We start from the raw sequence: 15,830 nt of genomic DNA, 5'->3' as shown, positions 1-15,830 counted from the left end.
GGCGCCAGCCGTAGCGGCGCCGGTGCGGGCTCTGTGCTCAAGCTTCTGGGGGCGATGGCATCTGCCGATGACTCTAGGCAGCCCGGCCATGAGCGTCCATTACAGGCCATTGCGGCGGGGCCGGCCGAAGCGTCGCCGATGCCGGTTCAACCTTGGGCGGCCGGCAAGGCACTCACCGCCGAGAAGCCCCCCGGCAGAACTGGAGTGCGGACATGAACACGGTCTTTGTGGTGACCCTCGCGCTGGCCTGCTCCATCGGTGGGCCCACGGCCCGCGCCGCCGACGGCGACCTGGACCCCAGCTTCAGCCGCGACGGCAAGAAGACGACCGACTTCGCGAAGAGCGCCGACCTGGCCCGCGCGGTGGCGCTGCAGGCCGACGGCAAGATCGTGGTCGCCGGCACGACCTACCAGAACAACGACTACTCGCACGAAGACTTTGCCGTGGCGCGCTACACCGCCAGCGGCCAGCTCGACGCCACCTTCGGCGCGAAGGGCCGGGTGACGACCGACTTTCCCGGCTTGGCGGCAGAGCCCTCGGCCATCGCCGTGCAGCCAGACGGCAAGATCGTCGTGGCGGGCGGCGCGTTCCCGTTGTTCGTGTTTGCCGGCAACTTCGCGCTGGCCCGCTACAACAGCGATGGCTCGCTGGACGCCGGCTTCGGCAACGGCGGCATCGTGACGACGAGCTTCGGCCACGGCAGCTATGCCTTCTCGCTGGCCCTGCAGCCGGACGGCAAGATCCTCGCGGCGGGCACCGAGTTCGTCGACTTCAGCAGCGACGATTCGTCGAACACCGATTTCGCGCTCGCCCGCTACCACCCCGACGGCACGCTCGATGCCACGTTCGGCATCGGCGGCCGGGTGACGACCGACTTCGACGGCTTCGACGACGACGCGTTCTCGGTGCTCGTGCAGCCCGACGGCAAGATCGTGGCGGTGGGCTCGGCGAAGAACCCGACCAACTTCTACGATTTCGCGCTGGTGCGCTACCACCCCAACGGCACGCTCGACACCCGCTTTGGCGCCGCCGGCAAGGTGCGCACCGATGCCGGCGGCCACAACTTCGACCGGGCCCGCGCGGCCGCACTGCAGCCCGACGGCAAGATCGTCGCGGCGGGCTTCGGCAGCTCGCCCTTCGGCACGCAGCGGTTTGCGGTGGCGCGCTATGCCCCGAGCGGCGCGCTGGACCCCACGTTCAGCCGCGACGGCAAGGCGCAGATCGACTTCGGCAGCTGCTGCGAATACGCCAACAGCGTGCTGGTGCAGGGCGACGGCAAGATCGTTGTCGTCGGCATCGCCGACACCGAATCGTCGGACTCCGACTTTCTGCTCGCGCGCCTGACGCCCAAGGGCGCGCTCGATTCGAGCTTTGGCAGTGGCGGCAAGGTGCGCACCTCGTTCGGCGACCTCAACGGCGGCGCGTTCGGCGCCGCGTTGCAGCCCGACGGCAAGATCGTGGCGGTGGGCTTCCAGGCCACCAACAGCGACCAATGGGCCGAGTTTGCGCTGGCGCGCTACCTGGCGAGCGGGGCCGGGGCGCAGGCAGCTTCGCGGTAGCGCCGTGCCCGCTCGCCGGGGCGTCGTTCAGCTGATCTTGGCGAGCAGGTTCTGAAGCCCCGCCTTGATGTGGGCCACGCCTTGATCGTCTTGCGCCGCCACCTGGCCACCGTCTGCGGGGGCCACGTCCAGCAGCGTGATCCGGCCGTCCTTGGTGAAGGCGATGTCGACTTCGCCGACGTGCTGGCAGAGCTGGTCGACACGGGTGAAGCCCGGGTTGGCCGCATCGACGGGCGCGAGCAGCTTCTGCAGCTCGCCTGCCAGCTTGGGCAGGTCGACATCGGCGGTGCGAAGCTCTCTGACCAGCCTGTTGGTCTGCATGCCGCCGGCCATCGGGTGCCCCAGCGCCTTGGGCTTCTTGGTCGCGACCGCGTCGACGGTGGCGAGCCAGACGCCGCCGCCGGTGGCCTGCACGGGCTTGTTGGCGCCGTTGCTGGTGATGCTTTCGGGCGGTGGGCGGTCGATGATCTGCGCCACCGGAAAGTGGAGGTCCGCCAAGGTCCGGATGGTGGCCACTTCTCGTCGAACCGCCTCGACCTTGCCGTTGTCGCGCGCCTGCAGCCAGCCCATGGTGCCCGACGGGTCAGGAAACCACTGCTTGTCGTTGCCGCCCTTGGGGTCGTCGACCACCAGCTTGGCCGGCGGTGCGGTGATCGTGGCGGTGGGGCTGGCGGGGGCCACCGCCGTGGCGCTGGTGGGCGCGGCCTGGGGGGACGCGGGCTGCGAAGTGGGCTGGGTGGTCGGCTGTGTGGTGGGTTGTGTGGTGGGTTGTGTGGTGGGCTGTGTGGTCGTGGGCGAGGTCCGGCCGGTCAGATCCTGCAGCGACAGGCGAGGGCGCGGGCTGGTCGGCGAGGTGTTGGCGTTCGGTCGTGGCGACAGGTTCTCGCCGAGTGGCGATGGCGAGGGGCCGCGGCTCGTCGGCGCGGGCTGTTGCACGGTCGACGAGGTGCCCAGCTCTTGAGTCGCGGGCGTTTGGGTGTTGACGCGAAGGTTGGTGTGCATGGGCGTAGCGGAGCGCGGGCGGTAGGGGTATGGGCCCACACTACCGCTGCATCGGCATCCATGCCCGTCTGCCAGGCGAACCGATGGCGTGGCAGGCGAAGTGGCCTGCCGGGCCGCACACGCTTCCCAGCGGTCGCGGCGCCCATGGCGCGGCCAGACGGCCGCGCACCAGATTCACAAAGGCGGCCGCCGCTCGGCGGGCCGCCCATGCTCAGCCTCAGTTGCTGGCCGAGAAGGTGATCTTCGTGACGTTCTTGGTCACCGCCACGCCGTAGTTGCAGGCCGGTGCGCTGCCCGACTTCATCGTGTTCCAGGTGGTCGGCGTGGTTTCGGTGCCGTTCTGGTCGAACACGTGGATGGCCGAGAAGGTGATGCTGCCGTTGGCGGGGTACTGGCTGCAGCTGCTCACGCCATAGACCTCTTTCGCGCCGCCGAAGTACCAGTCGAACGACTGGCCGTAGCCTTCTGTGTTGAAGGTGGTCGACTGGCCGGTGGTCTTGTCGACGCTCTTGATCGTCCAGTTGGTGCAGACGCCGTTGCTGCAGTTGGCGCCGATCATCGAGCCCTTGATCTTGTCGCCGGTGTTCACCGCGATGGTCGAGCCGTGCCAGGTCTTGCCGCTCTTGCAGCAGTTCCAGTTCGTCATCGTCCAGCGCGAATCGCCGAAGCCGTTCCAGGCCAGCACGGGCTGCAGGATGGTCTGCACCGCGCCGCCGTCTTCGAGCCCGGGGAAGTAGTACAGCACCTGGCCGCTCTTGGTGGTCGGGCCGCTGGGCACGCCGAAGGTGGCGACCATCTTCTTGGCCGGCGGCGTGACGTTGGGGTTCGAGTTGCTGTCGGCCACCCAGCCGTCGAAGGCGGGCTGTTCACCATTGGGCTCGATGCGCTGCACCGCGCCGGCGCGCGCGACGAAGCGCGGGTGCATGCAGGCGGCGGATTTGCTGGCCACTTCGGTGCCATCGCGGCGAACCACGGCGCCGTTGGCGGTCACGCGCTCGTCATCGGCCACCTCCACCACGCACGAGGGGTGGAACAGCCCGTTGGGCGTGACCACGTAGTCCAGCGGCACGCCGAGCGGGCGGGTGGCCGCGCTCAGGTCACTCACCTTGGTCAGCGCCGAGGTGCCGGCGAGGGCGGGGCCTGCCAGCGTGAGCGTGGCCAGCGCGGCGGCCAGGAATTGACTGCTCAAATTCATGAAGTCTCCTTTGGGGGGAATGAAAGGACGAGCGATGCCGGGCTTGCCGGCGCGGGGATCGTAGGGCGGGGCGTGCGCGCGCCGCACCCCTAAATCGAATCCGAAGAAACGACTCGGTAACGAACCGTTAGGCCGCGCCGGGTTCGGCTTGCCGCGGGTCAAACCGCCACCCGTTCGGCAACCCAGTCTGCCGCCGATCCCAGGGGCCGGCAATCGGCCGGGCGGGGCGCGCGCGGCCGGGTTGACCGAAGTTGACACTTGGTGGCCAGCTCGGTTGCAGCCCAGGGCAAGGTGCCTCGCTTGCGCCAAATCAATAATTCCAGTATCGTTGAAATATGGATGAGCAAGACGTCGTTCGAGCCTTGGCTGCCTTGGCGCAACCGTTGCGCCTGCAGGTGTTCAGGGCCCTGGTGGTGGCCGGCCAAGAGGGCTTGACGCCTGGCACGATGGCCGAGGCGCTGGCGGTGCCGCAGAACACCTTGTCTTTCCACCTCAAAGAGCTGACCAACGCCGGCCTGGTGACGCAAGAGCGCGCCAGCCGCCACATCATCTACCGGGCCGCGTTCGACCGGATGAACGCGCTGCTCGGCTACATGACCGAGAACTGCTGCCAGGGCGCTGCCTGCGCCGTGGGCAAGAGCACCTCGTCCTGCTGCTGAAGCACACCCTCAAAGGAGAAGCCATGAAGCGATTCCATGTCCACGCCCACGTCGAAGACCTGCAGGCGAGCATCGCCTTCTATTCGAAGATGTTCGGCGCCGAGCCGACCCGCGTCGAGAGCGACTACGCGAAGTGGATGATCGAAGACCCGCGCATCAACTTTGCCATCTCCACCCGCGGCGGCCAGCCGGGCGTCGACCATCTGGGCATCCAGACCGACACCGCCGAAGAGCTGGCGGCCTTGAAGGCCCAGGCCGAAGCGGCCGACCTGACGCTGCAGGACGTGGGCGAAACCACCTGCTGCTACGCCCGCAGCGACAAGCACTGGGTGACCGACCCGCAGGGCATTGCGTGGGAGCATTTCCACACGCTCGACAACATCCCCGTGTTCAGCGAGAAGGCGCCCGCGGCGGCCGAGGCCAGCGCCTGCTGCGCCACGCCGGCACCGCGCGGCAAGCCCATCGGCATTGCCGTGAAGCCGTCTTCGTCTTGCTGCTGAGCGGCTGGCCATGCGCGGCCTTCTGACGCGGCATCTGTATGCGCTGGCCGTGGGCGGCAGCCTCGTGGCCTTTGGCATCGGCCGCGCACTGGGCTGGCCACCGGAAGCGGTGGTGCTGGCCAGCAGCGTGCTCACGCTGATGGCGGGGGCGGTGCTGGAGCGGTGGGCGCCGTTCGACCCGCAATGGGCGAAACCTCGCGACGACGTGGCCACCGACGCCACCAGCGCCGTGGTCTTGATCGGCTTGGTCGACCCCTTGCTGAAGGCGGTGCTGCCGGTGCTGGCCATTGCGCTGTTGCAGGGGGTGGGGCAGCCGGGCCGGCCGGGCTGGTTCTTGGCCGATGCGCCGTTTGGTGTGCAGGTGCTGGCGGCGCTGTTGTGGGTCGAGTTCGCCAAGTACTGGTCGCACCGCGCCCACCACACGCTGGGCGGCCTGTGGCAGCTGCACGCACTTCACCATGGCAGCGAGCGGCTGTACTGGCTCAACAACTTCCGCTTTCACCCGCTGAACCATGCGCTGAACGCGCTGGTGAGCCTGCTGCCTTTGTGGCTGCTGGGCGTGCCGGCCGAGGTGCTGCTGGGCGCCACCGCGCTGACGCAGCCGGTATTGATGCTGCAGCACGCCAACATCGACCTGCGCAGCGGTTGGCTGAACCGGGTGTTCAGCACCAACGAACTGCACCGCTGGCATCACTCGGCGCGGCCGTCCGAGGCGAACTCGAACTTCGGCAGCGCCCTGGTGCTGTGGGACCACGTCTTCGGCACCTTCCGCCACCCGGGCGGCGCCGCGCGCCCGGCCCGCATCGGCCTGTTTGGCAGCAGCAGTGGCTACCCGGCGCGTGGCTCGTACCTGCGGCAGCTGCTGGCGGTGTTCATGCCGCCTTGCTGCCGGGCCTGATCCCATCTCCTTTTCCTCTTCGATTTCGTTTGTCATGACCACCAACGTGTTGATTCTTTGTACCCACAATTCGGCGCGCAGCGTGCTGTCCGAGGGCATGTTGAACCACTGGGCCGCCAAGCTCGGCAAAGACGTGCGGGCCCACAGTGCCGGCAGTGCGCCGAGCGGTCGCATCAACCCGTTCGCGATCGAGGCGTTGGCCAACGCCGGCATCGACGCGAGCGGCTACCGCAGCAAGTCGTGGGACGAGTTCGTCGGCGAGGGCGCACCCGAGATGCGCGTGGTCATCACCGTGTGCGACAGTGCGGCGGCCGAGGCCTGCCCGTACTGGCCCGGCAGCCCGGTGAAGGTGCACTGGGGCTACCCCGACCCGTCCAACGCGGCCGAGGCGCAGAAGGCCGCTGCCTTCGAGCTGACGCGCCAGGCCATCGGCTACCGCATGCTGCAACTGCTGCAGCTGCCGCTGGGCACGATGAGCAACGCCGAGCTGCAGCAGGCGTTGGTCGACATTTCGCGGAGCTGAGCATGCCCGTGTCGACGCAGCAGAAGCTGCTGGCCGAACTGCTGGGCACCGCGCTGTTGCTGGCGGTGGTGATCGGCTCGGGCGTGATGGCCGAGCGCCTGGCGGGCGGCAACCTGGCGGTGGCGTTGCTGGCCAACACGCTGGCCACGGTGGGTGGCCTGTATGTGCTGATCGAGGTGTTCGGGCCGCTGAGTGGCGCGCATTTCAACCCGGCGGTGTCGCTGGTGATGGCCGGTCGTGGCGCGCTCTCGCGCTCGCTGCTGCTGCCGTACATCGCCGCGCAGCTGGTAGGCGCGGTGCTGGGCGCCTGGCTGGCCCATGCGATGTTCGACCTGAGCATCGTGCAGTTCTCAACCAAGCTGCGCAGCGGCACGGGCCAGTGGGTGGCCGAAGCCGTGGCGACCTTCGGCCTGCTGCTGGTGATCTTGCGGGCGCCGGCGCCGCGGGTGGCGCCGATGGTCGCGGCCTACATCGGGGCGGCCTACTGGTTCACCGCGTCCACCTCGTTCGCCAACCCGGCGGCGGCGTTCGGCCGCATGTTCAGCGACAGCTTTGCCGGCATTGCCCCCGGCAGCGTGCCGGGCTTCGTGCTGGCCGAGTTGGCAGGGGCAGGGCTGGCGGTGCTGGTGAGCCGGTGGCTGGAACCCGCGGCGACCAACGTGCAGACGGGCTGACCGAGCCACCAGGCCAACGGGGCGCTGCCCCGTTTTTCTGGCCCGGATAGGTGCTATTGACAACCAACCAAGGCGAGCCGAAGATGCGCCCAGATAGTTGCTATTCACACCCACATGAAAAGTTCGAACGGATCGGCCGGCGGTTTGTTGCGCGAGGTGGCGCGCTTGTACACACGCGCCCAGCGGGTGGTGGCCGACTGTTGCCGCACCACCAGCACGCAATGCCATTTGCTCACCGAGCTGGGTCGCTCGGGGCCGCTGCCGCTGGTGGAGCTGGGCGCGCGCGTGTGCCTCGAGAAGAGCTGGGTGTCGCGCGCGGTCGATGCGATGGTCGAGCGTGGACTGGTCACCAAGGAGCCGAACCCGCAAGACGCAAGGAGCTGGCTCGTCACGCTCACCGCCGAAGGCGAGCGCACCGTTGGCGAATTGAACCGCACGCTCGATGAGCATGCCGACCAATTGCTGGGAGCCCTGGGCGAGCGCGAGCGCGCTGGCGTGGAGCAGTCCCTGCTTCTGTTGATGAAGGCCCTGCGCGAGGACACCGCAGCCAACTGCTGCGTCTCGCCGGCCGAAGCGAAGGAATCTCGATCATGTCGCTGAACACGAACATCACGCTGCGCCAGGGCAGCCAGGCCGACTGGCCCGCGGTGGCTGCGCTGCTGCAAGCCAACAAGCTGCCGCTGGACGGCGCCCAGGCGCACCTGAGCCACTACCTGCTCGCGCAATCCAACGGCGAGGTCATCGGCTGCGCCGGTGCCGAGGTCTACGGCGACATCGCCTTGCTGCGATCGGTGGCCGTGCTGCCGGGCTTGCAGAAGCTGGGCATCGGCAAGCTGCTGGTCGGGCGCTTGATCCAGGAAGCGCAGCGCCGCCAGGTCCGCATGCTTTACCTGCTGACGGTGACCGCGCCGGAGTACTTTGCCCAGGTCGGCTTCAAGCGCATGAAGATGGACGACGCGCCTGCGGCGCTGAAGGCCTCGGCCGAGTTCCAGGGCGCGTGCCCGGCCTGCGCCGCGCTCATGGCGCTGCCATTGGCGCAGCCCGTGGCGGTGGCACCCCGCGCCGAGTTGCCGGTGGCCGTGTTGGGTGCCGGCCCGGTGGGCTTGGCGGCGGCGGCGAAGCTGATCGAGCGCGGCCTGCCGTTCGTGGTGCTGGAGTCGGCGGCCCAGGTCGGCGCCAACCTGCTGGACTACGGCCACGTGCGGCTGTTCTCGCCCTGGCAATACAACGTGGACCCGAGCATGGCCCGGTTGCTGGCCGGCACCGGCTGGCAGGCCCCGCCGGCAGACGGCTTGCCGCTGGCGCGCGAAGTTGTCGAGCAGGTGCTGGTGCCGTTCGCCCAGCTGCCGCAGGTGGCCGCGGCGCTGCAGCTGAACACGCGCGTGCTGGGCGTGAGCCGCGAGGGTTTCGACAAGGTCAAGAGCGCCGGGCGCGAGGCGGCGCCTTTCGTGATCCGCGCCGAGCGGGGTGGCGAGGTGGTCGAGCTGCGGGCGAGGGCGGTGATCGACAGCACCGGCACCTGGCGCACGCCCAACCCGCTGGGCGCCAACGGCTTGCCGGCGATCGGCGAGGCCCAAGCCGCGGCGCAGATCACCTACGGCATCCCGGACATCCTGGGCGCGCAGCGCAGCCGCTACGCCGGCAAGAAAACGCTGGTGGTCGGCGCGGGGCATTCGGCGGCCAATGTGCTGCTCTACCTGGCCGAGCTGGCGCAGCAGGCGCCGGGCACGAAGCTGGCCTGGGCAGTGCGCTCGCCAGCGCTGCACCGCGTGTTCGGCAGTGCCGCAGACGCGCTGCCGGCGCGCGGGCAACTGGGCGCCTCGCTGCGGCGCCTGCGCGATGCGGGCGGCTTGGACTACGTGGCCGGGCTGCGGATCACCGCGCTGCGCCGAGACGCCGGCCAGCTGACCGTGGTCGGCATGGACGCCCAGGGCCAGCCGCTGCAGCTGGAGGGCATCGACGAGATCGTCTGCGCCACCGGCCAGCGGCCCGACCTGGCGCTGACCAGCGAGCTGCGCGTCAAGCTCGACCCGTGGCTCGAGTCGACCGAGGCCTTGGGCCCGCTGATCGACCCTAACCTGCACAGTTGTGGCACCGTGCGGCCGCACGGGCATCGCGAGCTGGCGCACCCCGAGCCGGGCCTGTACACCATCGGCGTCAAGAGCTACGGCCGTGCGCCCACCTTCTTGATGGCGACCGGTTTCGAGCAGGCCCGCTCGGTGGTGGCAGCGATTGCCGGCGACATGGCCGCGGCCGACCGGGTTGAGCTGGCGCTGCCGGAAACAGGCGTGTGCGGGCTCGGCGAGCCGGCGGCGGCGCCGGGCAGCGGTGGCTGCTGTGGCGCCACGGCCGGCCATGAACCCGTGGCCGCCGTGGCGCCGCCTGCCAAGGCTGGCTGCTGCGGCCCTGCGGCCAAGACCGCCGGTGCGGCAGCGCCCACCACTGCGTGCTGCGGATGAGGGTCGGCCTGCATCAGCGCGCCGGCACCGTGGCCGCGTTGGGGTGTGCCCAGACCCTGTCCTGGGCGTCGACCTACTACCTGCCGGCGATGCTGGCCGCGCCGATGGCGCGTGACCTGGGCGTGTCGACCCCCACGGTGTTTGCCGCGTTCTCGGCGGCGTTGATGGTGTCCGCATTGGTCGGCCCCTACGCCGGCCGCACCATCGACAAGCGCGGCGGCCGGCCCGTGCTGCTGGCCAGCAACGTGGTGTTCGCGCTGGGGCTGGCGCTGCTCGGGCTGGCCGATGGCGTGTGGGGCCTGTTCGCGGCCTGGGTGGTGCTGGGCATCGGCATGGGCAGTGGGCTCTACGAGGCGGCGTTCGCAACGCTGGTGCGGCTGCATGGCCGTGACTCGCGCAACCTGATCACCGGCATCACCTTGATCGCCGGTTTTGCCAGCACGGTGGGCTGGCCGTTGACGACGGTGCTGGAGGCCGGGTTCGGTTGGCGCGGTGCCTGCCTGGCCTGGGCGGCGCTGCAGCTGCTGCTGGGGCTGCCGTTGAATGCGTTGCTGCCGAGCGTCCGGCAGGCCGAGCACCACGAGGTGCCGCCGCCGGCCCCTGCGGCGGTGGCGGATGAGGCGGCGCCGCAGGGCACGCTGCGCACGGCGGTGTTGTTGTCGTTGATGTTCGCCGCCACGGGTTTCATCAGCACCGCGATGGCCTCGCACTTCCCGCGGCTGCTGCAGGCCGCCGGCGCCACGCTGGCCACCGCGGTGGCGGTGGGGGCGCTGATCGGGCCGGCGCAGGTGGCGGCCCGGTTGATGGAGTTCGGCTTTCTGCGCCGGGTGCACCCAGTGTGGTCGGCGCGTTTTGCAGTGGCGCTGCACCCGCTGGGCGTCGTGGTGTTGGCGGTGGTGGGGGCGCCGGCGGCGGCGGTGTTCGGCCTGCTGCACGGTGCCGGCAACGGCATCCTGACGATCGCCAAAGGCACGTTGCCGCTGGAGCTGTTCGGTGCCCACGGCTATGGGCGACGCCAAGGCCTGCTCGCCGCGCCGGCGCGCGTGGCCCACGCGCTGGCGCCGTGGTTGTTCGGCGTGTGCCTGGACCGCTGGGGCGCCGGCGCGCTGTGGCTGTCGGCGAGCCTGGGCGTTGTGGCGTTGGCCGCGCTGTTCATGCTGCCGCACCGGCACGCGGCGGCGGCCACGGCGGCCTCGCGGCAAGCGCGAGTCGAAGGCTGACACGCCCCACGCTGCGCCGGCAAGCTCGGCGCGCATCGGCCGAACAAATCGGCTGCTGACTCGTCATCTCTGGTGAAACAGCCTTCACCGGAGCGTCATGCAGACCGAACCTGTCCACGATGTCATTGCCGTCGGCCTCGGCCCCTTCAACCTGGGGCTCGCCTGCCTGCTGGAGCCACTGGGCCAGTACCGCTGCCTCTTTCTGGAGCGGCAGCCCGAGTTCAACTGGCACCCGGGCCTGATGCTGCCCGAGGCCACGCTGCAGAACCCGTTTCTGGCCGACCTGGTGACGCTGGCCGACCCGACCAGCCGCTTCAGCTACCTCAACCATTGCAAGCAAGACGGGCGGCTGTACCGGCGCTTCATCCGCGAGCAGTACACGCTCACGAGGCGCGAGTACAACCGCTATTGCCAGTGGGCCTGCGCGCAGCTGAAGTCGGTGCGCTTCGGCAGCGAGGTGCGGCAGATCGAGCACGACGCGGCCAGCGGCCACTATGTCGTCAGCGGCCTCGGGAACGACGGCGAGTTTGCCCACCATGCGCGCAAGCTGGTGTTGGGCATCGGCACGACACCGAGCTACCCCGCCTGCTGCGAGCCGCACCAGGCCCTGATCCACAGCAGCAACTACCTGCAACACAAGCGGCGCCTGCAAGCCAGGCGCTCGATCACCGTGATCGGCAGTGGGCAGAGCGGGGCCGAGATCGTGCACGACCTGCTGCGTGAGCAGCCGCAGCATGGCTACGCGCTGCAGTGGATCACCCGCTCGCCGCGGTTCTTTCCGATGGAGTACGCGAAGCTGACGACCGAGCTCAGCTCGCCCGACTATGCGCGCCATTTCCAGCGCCTGCCAATGGCCGCGCGGCAACGCCTGCTACGCGGTCAACGGCCCATCACCAACGGCATCAACGCGCAGCTGATCAACGCGATCTACGACCTGCTGGAAGAGCAGGCGCAAGAGGCGGGCCTGCGCACGTTCCTGCTGCCTGGCTGCGAGCTGCAAAGCTGCCGGTTCGAGCCCGAGAGCGCCGAGTACGAACTGCGCTTCTGGCATACCGATCTGCAGCGCCACTACCTGCATCGCACCGATGGCCTGATCTTCGCCACCGGCTACGCGCACCGCGTTCCGGCTTTCATCGACGGGTTGCGAGGCCGGCTGCACATGGACGAGCACGGCCGCTACGAGCAGGCGCCCAACCACAGCGTGGACGTGACCGGCCGCGACGTGTTCGTGCAGAACGCTGGCTTCCACGCGCTGGGCCTGACGAGCCCCGACCTGGGCATGAGCTGCCTGCGCAACGCCGCGCTGGTGAAAGAGTTGACGGGGGTGGACCACTACCCGGTCGAAGAGCGCATCGCCTTGCAACATTTCGAGCCGCCCGCGGGCGGGCCGCTGCAGCGGGTGCGCGAGGAGCCCAAGGCCATTGGCGAGGTGCTGGCGTGACGCCGACCTTGCGCAACAGCGTCATCGCGATGTCGGCACTGGCCTGCTTCAGCGACGCTGTGCTGATCGCCTTCTACCCGCAGTTCTTTGCCCAGCGCTACGGCGTGCTCAGCGAGTTTCACACCGGGGCTTACGTCGCCTGCATCTCGCTCGCGGTGATGGTGGCGTTCCCGTTGTGGGCGCGGGTGGCGCGCCGCGTCGAGACGCTGCACCTGCTGGTGTGGACGCAGGCCGCCGCCGGTCTGCTGTGCCTGCTGTCGACCCAGGCGGCCGAGCTGTGGCAGTACTGGGCGCTGTCGATGGCGATGTTCGTCTGCAAGAGCAGCTACCTGCTGATGTACCCGTACCTGCTACGACTGCAATCGACCGAGCAGCACGCGGGTACGGTTGGCGTGCTGTCGGTGGTGGTGCACCTGGTGGGCATTGCCGGCGCAGCGGTCGGCGGCGGGCTGCTGCAGAGCTGGGGCGCCACCGGCTGCCTGGTGTTCATGGCGGCGGGTGACTTCTTGCAGATGGCGGTGTGTGCGTGGCTGTTGGTCAGTCGCCGCGCCGTTCGGGTGGTGGACAACGGGGATCAACTGCCTCACCGCAAGGCCAGTCCGGCCATCTGGCGCCTGGCGGTGCTGATGCTCGTGTTCGACTTCAGCGCCTACCTCGTCGGGCCGTTCTTCACCGGCCACTGGCAAGGCCTGACCGGCTCGGCAGACCAGGTGGGGGCGGGCCTGGCCTATGCGGTGCCGGCCGCCATGGCGCTGCTGGGCCTGGGCATGAACCACCGAGCGCGCTGCACCGGCCGCCCGCCGCGCGACGCGTTGGTGCCCAACCTGCTGCTCGGTGGTGCGGGCTTGCTGCTGCAGGCAACGCCTTCGGTGCCGCTGCTGCTGCTGGGGCGTTGCCTGTTCGGCTGGGCCTTGTTCCAGGGCATCGTGAAGCTTGAGACCAGCGTCTTCAGGCTCAGCACGCCCGAGGCCTATGCCACCGACTACGCGCTGGCGAACTTCTTCCAGAACCTGGGCGTGTTGCTCGCGTCCTTGGCGGCCGGCTGGCTGGTCGAGGTGATGGGCGTGCCGTGGACTTTCGCCGTGGCGGCGCTGGGGTGGCTGGTCACGGCCGCGCTCTGCCCGTGGGCGCTCGCGCCGCGCCAAGCCGCCGCCGTTTCAAACCCCGCAGGGCCAGCATGCCTGACATGAAGATCGACTACACCATCCCGTCGAACGGCTGGCGGCCACGCGGCGCCGGGATCACGCGGCTGCGTGCGCTGCAGCCCGCGGCCGACGCCCCTTGGCTCCACGCCTGGTTCACGCAGCCTCGTGCCAGCTTCTGGGGCATGCAGCAGCACACGGTGGCCCAGGTCGAGGCGGCGTATGCCGAGCTGGTGGGCTCTGGCCACGCATTGGCGGGCGTCGGCGAGATCGAGGGCCGCGACGCGTTCGTGTTGGAGTGCTACGACCCGGCGCACGATGTGCTCGGCACGCATGTCGAGGTGCAGCCGGGCGATGTGGGCATGCATTTCTTCGTCGGGCCGGCGCACGCCCCCTCCGGGCCGATCCCCGGCTACACGCGGCACGTGTTTCGCACCCTGATGTGCTTCATCTTCGAGCACTTGCGAGCGCAGCGGGTGGTGGTGGAGCCCGACATTCGCAATCAGAAGGTGCATGCGCTGAACGCCGCCATGGGCTTCGTGGTGCATGCGCCGATCACCCTGCCGCACAAGACGGCGCTGCTGTCGAGCTGCACCCGCGAACAGTTCCGGCGCGCGATGGCGCTGGACTCTCGATTCGATTCACTGCTTCTTGAACAACCGCTGACCCAGGACGCTGCAACATGACCCGCCCCACCGACACGACGCCCACCGCCGCCCATTTGGTACCCGAGGTCTGGCAACAAGCCAACCGCCACCTCGTCCGCAAGGCGATCGCCGAGTTTGCGCACGAGCAGGTGCTGGTGCCCGAAACCTTGGGCCCAGCCTCGCGCAAGGGTTGGCAACACTACCGCCTGGTGTCGCCGGACGGGTTGGCCGTCTATGAATTCGACGCGCAGCCCATGCCGCTGCGGCACTGGCGTGTCGACGCCCGGTCTGTGCAGAAGACGTTGGACGGCCAGGCGGTGCCGCTCGACGCGCTGGCCTTCGTCATCGAGTTCAAGCAGACGCTGGGCCTAAAGCCCGAGCTGCTGCCGATCTATTTGGAGGAGATCAGCAGCACGCTGTATGGCGCGGCCTACAAGCTCATGAACGGTGAGCGGTCGAGCGCGGCGCTGGTCGATGCCGACTTTCAGGCGATCGAGTCGGCGATGAGCGAAGGCCACCCCGGCTTCGTGGCCAACAACGGCCGCATCGGCTTCGACGCGAACGACTACGCGGCCTACACGCCCGAGGCCGGGGCACGCTTCTCGGTCGTGTGGCTGGCCGTGCGGCGCACGCACGCCGAGTTCAATGCCATTTCGGGCCTGAGCCACGAGCAACTGCTGGCAGAGGAACTGGGGCCGGAGCTGCTGGCGCAGTTCTACGCCAGGCTGGAGGCGATGGGCTTGAATGCCGAAGACTACTGGCTGATGCCGGCGCACCCCTGGCAATGGGCCAACAAGCTGGCGATGGGCTTCGCGGCCGATGTGGCCAACCGCCACATCGTCTACCTGGGCACCAGCGACGACGCGTACCAGGCGCAGCAATCGATCCGCACCTTCTTCAACATCAGCCAGCCGACCCGGCGCTATGTGAAGACCTCGTTGTCGATCCTGAACATGGGCTTCATGCGCGGGCTGTCGCCGTACTACATGTCGGGCACGCCGGCGATCAACGAATGGGTGCACGCCTTGGTGCAGAGCGACGAGACGCTGCAGGCCTGCGGCTTCATGGTGCTGCGCGAGGTGGCGTCGATCGGCTACCGCAATCGCTACATCGAAGCGGCGGTCGACAAGGACAGCGCGTACCGCAAGATGTTTTCGGCGCTCTGGCGGGAGAGCCCGCTGCCGCTGCTGAAACCGGGGCAGACACTGATGTCGATGACGGCGCTGCTGCATGTCGACGCGCGAGGTGAATCGATGCTGGCACACCTGATCCAGCGCTCGGGGTTGGACGCCACCACCTGGGTGCGGCGCTACCTGCACACCTTCTTGTCGCCGATGTTGCATTGCTTCTACGCCCACGACCTGGTGTTCATGCCGCACGGCGAGAACCTGATCCTGGTGATGGAGAGCCATGTGCCGGTGCGCGCGCTGATGAAGGACATCGCCGAGGAGTGCGCGGTGTTCAACGGCGGCGAGCACCTGACCGAGCGCATCGGCCGCATCGCGATCGAGATGCCGGATGAGTTCAAGCTGCTGTTCCTGTTCATCGACGTGTTCGATGGCTACTTCCGCCACCTGCAGCAGGTGCTGGTCGACGCCGAGTGCATGGACCCTCAGGAGTTCTGGTCGCTGGTGGCCGAATGCGCGCTGCTCTACCAGCGAGAGCATCCCGAGTTCGCGGCCAAGTTCGAGCGCTTCGACCTGTTCGCGCCCACCTTCGCGCACTCGTGCCTGAACCGACTGCAACTGCGCAACAACACCCATATGCTGAACCTGGCGGATCCGGCGTCGGGCCTGGCGTTCGCAGACCCGCTGGAGAACCCGATTGCCGGCATGCGGCAGGGCGGTGCGCAACCGGTGGGTGTGCGGCGAGGCGAGATGGCGCCAACCGCTTGAGGCGCTGGTGCGAAGG

The 15,830-nt window shown here is 68.9% G+C and carries 16 protein-coding genes; 13 read left to right on the top strand and 3 right to left on the bottom strand.

Going from position 1 to position 15,830, the window contains the following annotated elements; translation table 11 throughout:
* Positions 1-212: 212 nt before the first annotated feature.
* Positions 213-1,559 carry a delta-60 repeat domain-containing protein gene (locus ACE3SG_RS08445; protein ID WP_374564087.1) on the top strand — a complete coding sequence of 449 codons (1,347 nt, stop codon included), beginning with the start codon at positions 213-215 and terminating at the stop codon, positions 1,557-1,559.
* Between the two features lie 27 nt (positions 1,560-1,586).
* Here the strand turns inward: ACE3SG_RS08445 and ACE3SG_RS08440 are convergent, their stop codons facing one another.
* Together ACE3SG_RS08440 and ACE3SG_RS08435 are read right to left on the bottom strand one after the other, a co-directional pair.
* The gene (locus ACE3SG_RS08440; RefSeq protein WP_374564086.1) at positions 1,587-2,561 is read right to left on the bottom strand and encodes a hypothetical protein; all 975 of its coding nucleotides are present in this window, start codon (positions 2,559-2,561) and stop codon (positions 1,587-1,589) included.
* 217 nt (positions 2,562-2,778) lie between these two features.
* Entirely contained in the window at positions 2,779-3,756 is a 978-nt protein-coding gene (locus ACE3SG_RS08435) for a hypothetical protein (RefSeq protein WP_374564084.1), read from the bottom strand.
* Between the two features lie 335 nt (positions 3,757-4,091).
* On the opposite strand from ACE3SG_RS08435, the gene ACE3SG_RS08430 reads away from it, so the two are divergent.
* Genes ACE3SG_RS08430 through ACE3SG_RS08410 form a run of 5 tightly spaced genes read left to right on the top strand, consistent with a single transcriptional unit; the run spans position 4,092 to position 7,010 of the window.
* A complete protein-coding gene (locus ACE3SG_RS08430; protein ID WP_374564082.1) occupies positions 4,092-4,415 on the top strand; it encodes an ArsR/SmtB family transcription factor in 324 nt (107 codons plus the stop codon).
* A 23-nt stretch (positions 4,416-4,438) separates the two neighbouring features.
* A complete protein-coding gene (locus tag ACE3SG_RS08425) occupies positions 4,439-4,915 on the top strand; it encodes an ArsI/CadI family heavy metal resistance metalloenzyme (protein ID WP_374564080.1) in 477 nt (158 codons plus the stop codon).
* Positions 4,916-4,925: 10 nt separating this feature from the next.
* Complete coding sequence (locus ACE3SG_RS08420) at positions 4,926-5,813, top strand: sterol desaturase family protein (RefSeq protein ID WP_374564078.1); 888 nt, start codon at positions 4,926-4,928, stop codon at positions 5,811-5,813.
* A 34-nt stretch (positions 5,814-5,847) separates the two neighbouring features.
* A complete protein-coding gene (locus tag ACE3SG_RS08415; protein WP_374564076.1) occupies positions 5,848-6,336 on the top strand; it encodes an arsenate reductase ArsC in 489 nt (162 codons plus the stop codon).
* Positions 6,337-6,338: 2 nt separating this feature from the next.
* Positions 6,339-7,010 (top strand): aquaporin, encoded by a 672-nt coding sequence (locus tag ACE3SG_RS08410; RefSeq protein ID WP_374564074.1) that lies wholly within the window; start codon positions 6,339-6,341, stop codon positions 7,008-7,010.
* Positions 7,011-7,114: 104 nt separating this feature from the next.
* On the opposite strand, the gene ACE3SG_RS08405 is transcribed toward ACE3SG_RS08410, so the two are convergent.
* A complete protein-coding gene (locus ACE3SG_RS08405; RefSeq protein WP_374564072.1) occupies positions 7,115-7,246 on the bottom strand; it encodes a hypothetical protein in 132 nt (43 codons plus the stop codon).
* Between ACE3SG_RS08405 and ACE3SG_RS08400 the strand changes: the two genes are divergently transcribed.
* From ACE3SG_RS08400 to ACE3SG_RS08370, 7 genes are all read left to right on the top strand, one after another.
* On the top strand, positions 7,239-7,610 hold the full coding sequence (locus tag ACE3SG_RS08400; protein ID WP_374564070.1) for a MarR family winged helix-turn-helix transcriptional regulator: 372 nt from the start codon (positions 7,239-7,241) through the stop codon (positions 7,608-7,610). The two genes, ACE3SG_RS08405 and ACE3SG_RS08400, sit on opposite strands and share 8 nt — an antisense overlap.
* Positions 7,601-9,469, top strand: a complete 1,869-nt coding sequence (gene arsN2 / locus ACE3SG_RS08395; protein ID WP_374564068.1) for an arsenic resistance N-acetyltransferase ArsN2 — start codon at positions 7,601-7,603, stop codon at positions 9,467-9,469. The genes ACE3SG_RS08400 and arsN2 overlap by 10 nt, the downstream gene beginning before the upstream one ends.
* Complete coding sequence (locus ACE3SG_RS08390) at positions 9,466-10,689, top strand: MFS transporter (RefSeq protein WP_374564066.1); 1,224 nt, start codon at positions 9,466-9,468, stop codon at positions 10,687-10,689. Before arsN2 ends, ACE3SG_RS08390 begins: the two co-directional genes overlap by 4 nt.
* A 97-nt stretch (positions 10,690-10,786) precedes the next feature.
* Positions 10,787-12,130, top strand: a complete 1,344-nt coding sequence (locus ACE3SG_RS08385; RefSeq protein ID WP_374564064.1) for a lysine N(6)-hydroxylase/L-ornithine N(5)-oxygenase family protein — start codon at positions 10,787-10,789, stop codon at positions 12,128-12,130.
* Positions 12,127-13,320, top strand: a complete 1,194-nt coding sequence (locus tag ACE3SG_RS08380) for an MFS transporter (protein WP_374564062.1) — start codon at positions 12,127-12,129, stop codon at positions 13,318-13,320. The genes ACE3SG_RS08385 and ACE3SG_RS08380 overlap by 4 nt, the downstream gene beginning before the upstream one ends.
* A complete protein-coding gene (locus ACE3SG_RS08375; RefSeq protein ID WP_374564060.1) occupies positions 13,308-13,958 on the top strand; it encodes a GNAT family N-acetyltransferase in 651 nt (216 codons plus the stop codon). Before ACE3SG_RS08380 ends, ACE3SG_RS08375 begins: the two co-directional genes overlap by 13 nt.
* Entirely contained in the window at positions 13,955-15,814 is a 1,860-nt protein-coding gene (locus tag ACE3SG_RS08370; RefSeq protein ID WP_374564059.1) for an IucA/IucC family siderophore biosynthesis protein, read from the top strand. The genes ACE3SG_RS08375 and ACE3SG_RS08370 overlap by 4 nt, the downstream gene beginning before the upstream one ends.
* Positions 15,815-15,830: the final 16 nt, after the last annotated feature.

The organism is Ideonella sp., from assembly GCF_041914305.1.
Taxonomy (GTDB): domain Bacteria; phylum Pseudomonadota; class Gammaproteobacteria; order Burkholderiales; family Burkholderiaceae_C; genus Ideonella.
This window is presented reverse-complemented; position numbering and strand designations above follow the sequence as displayed.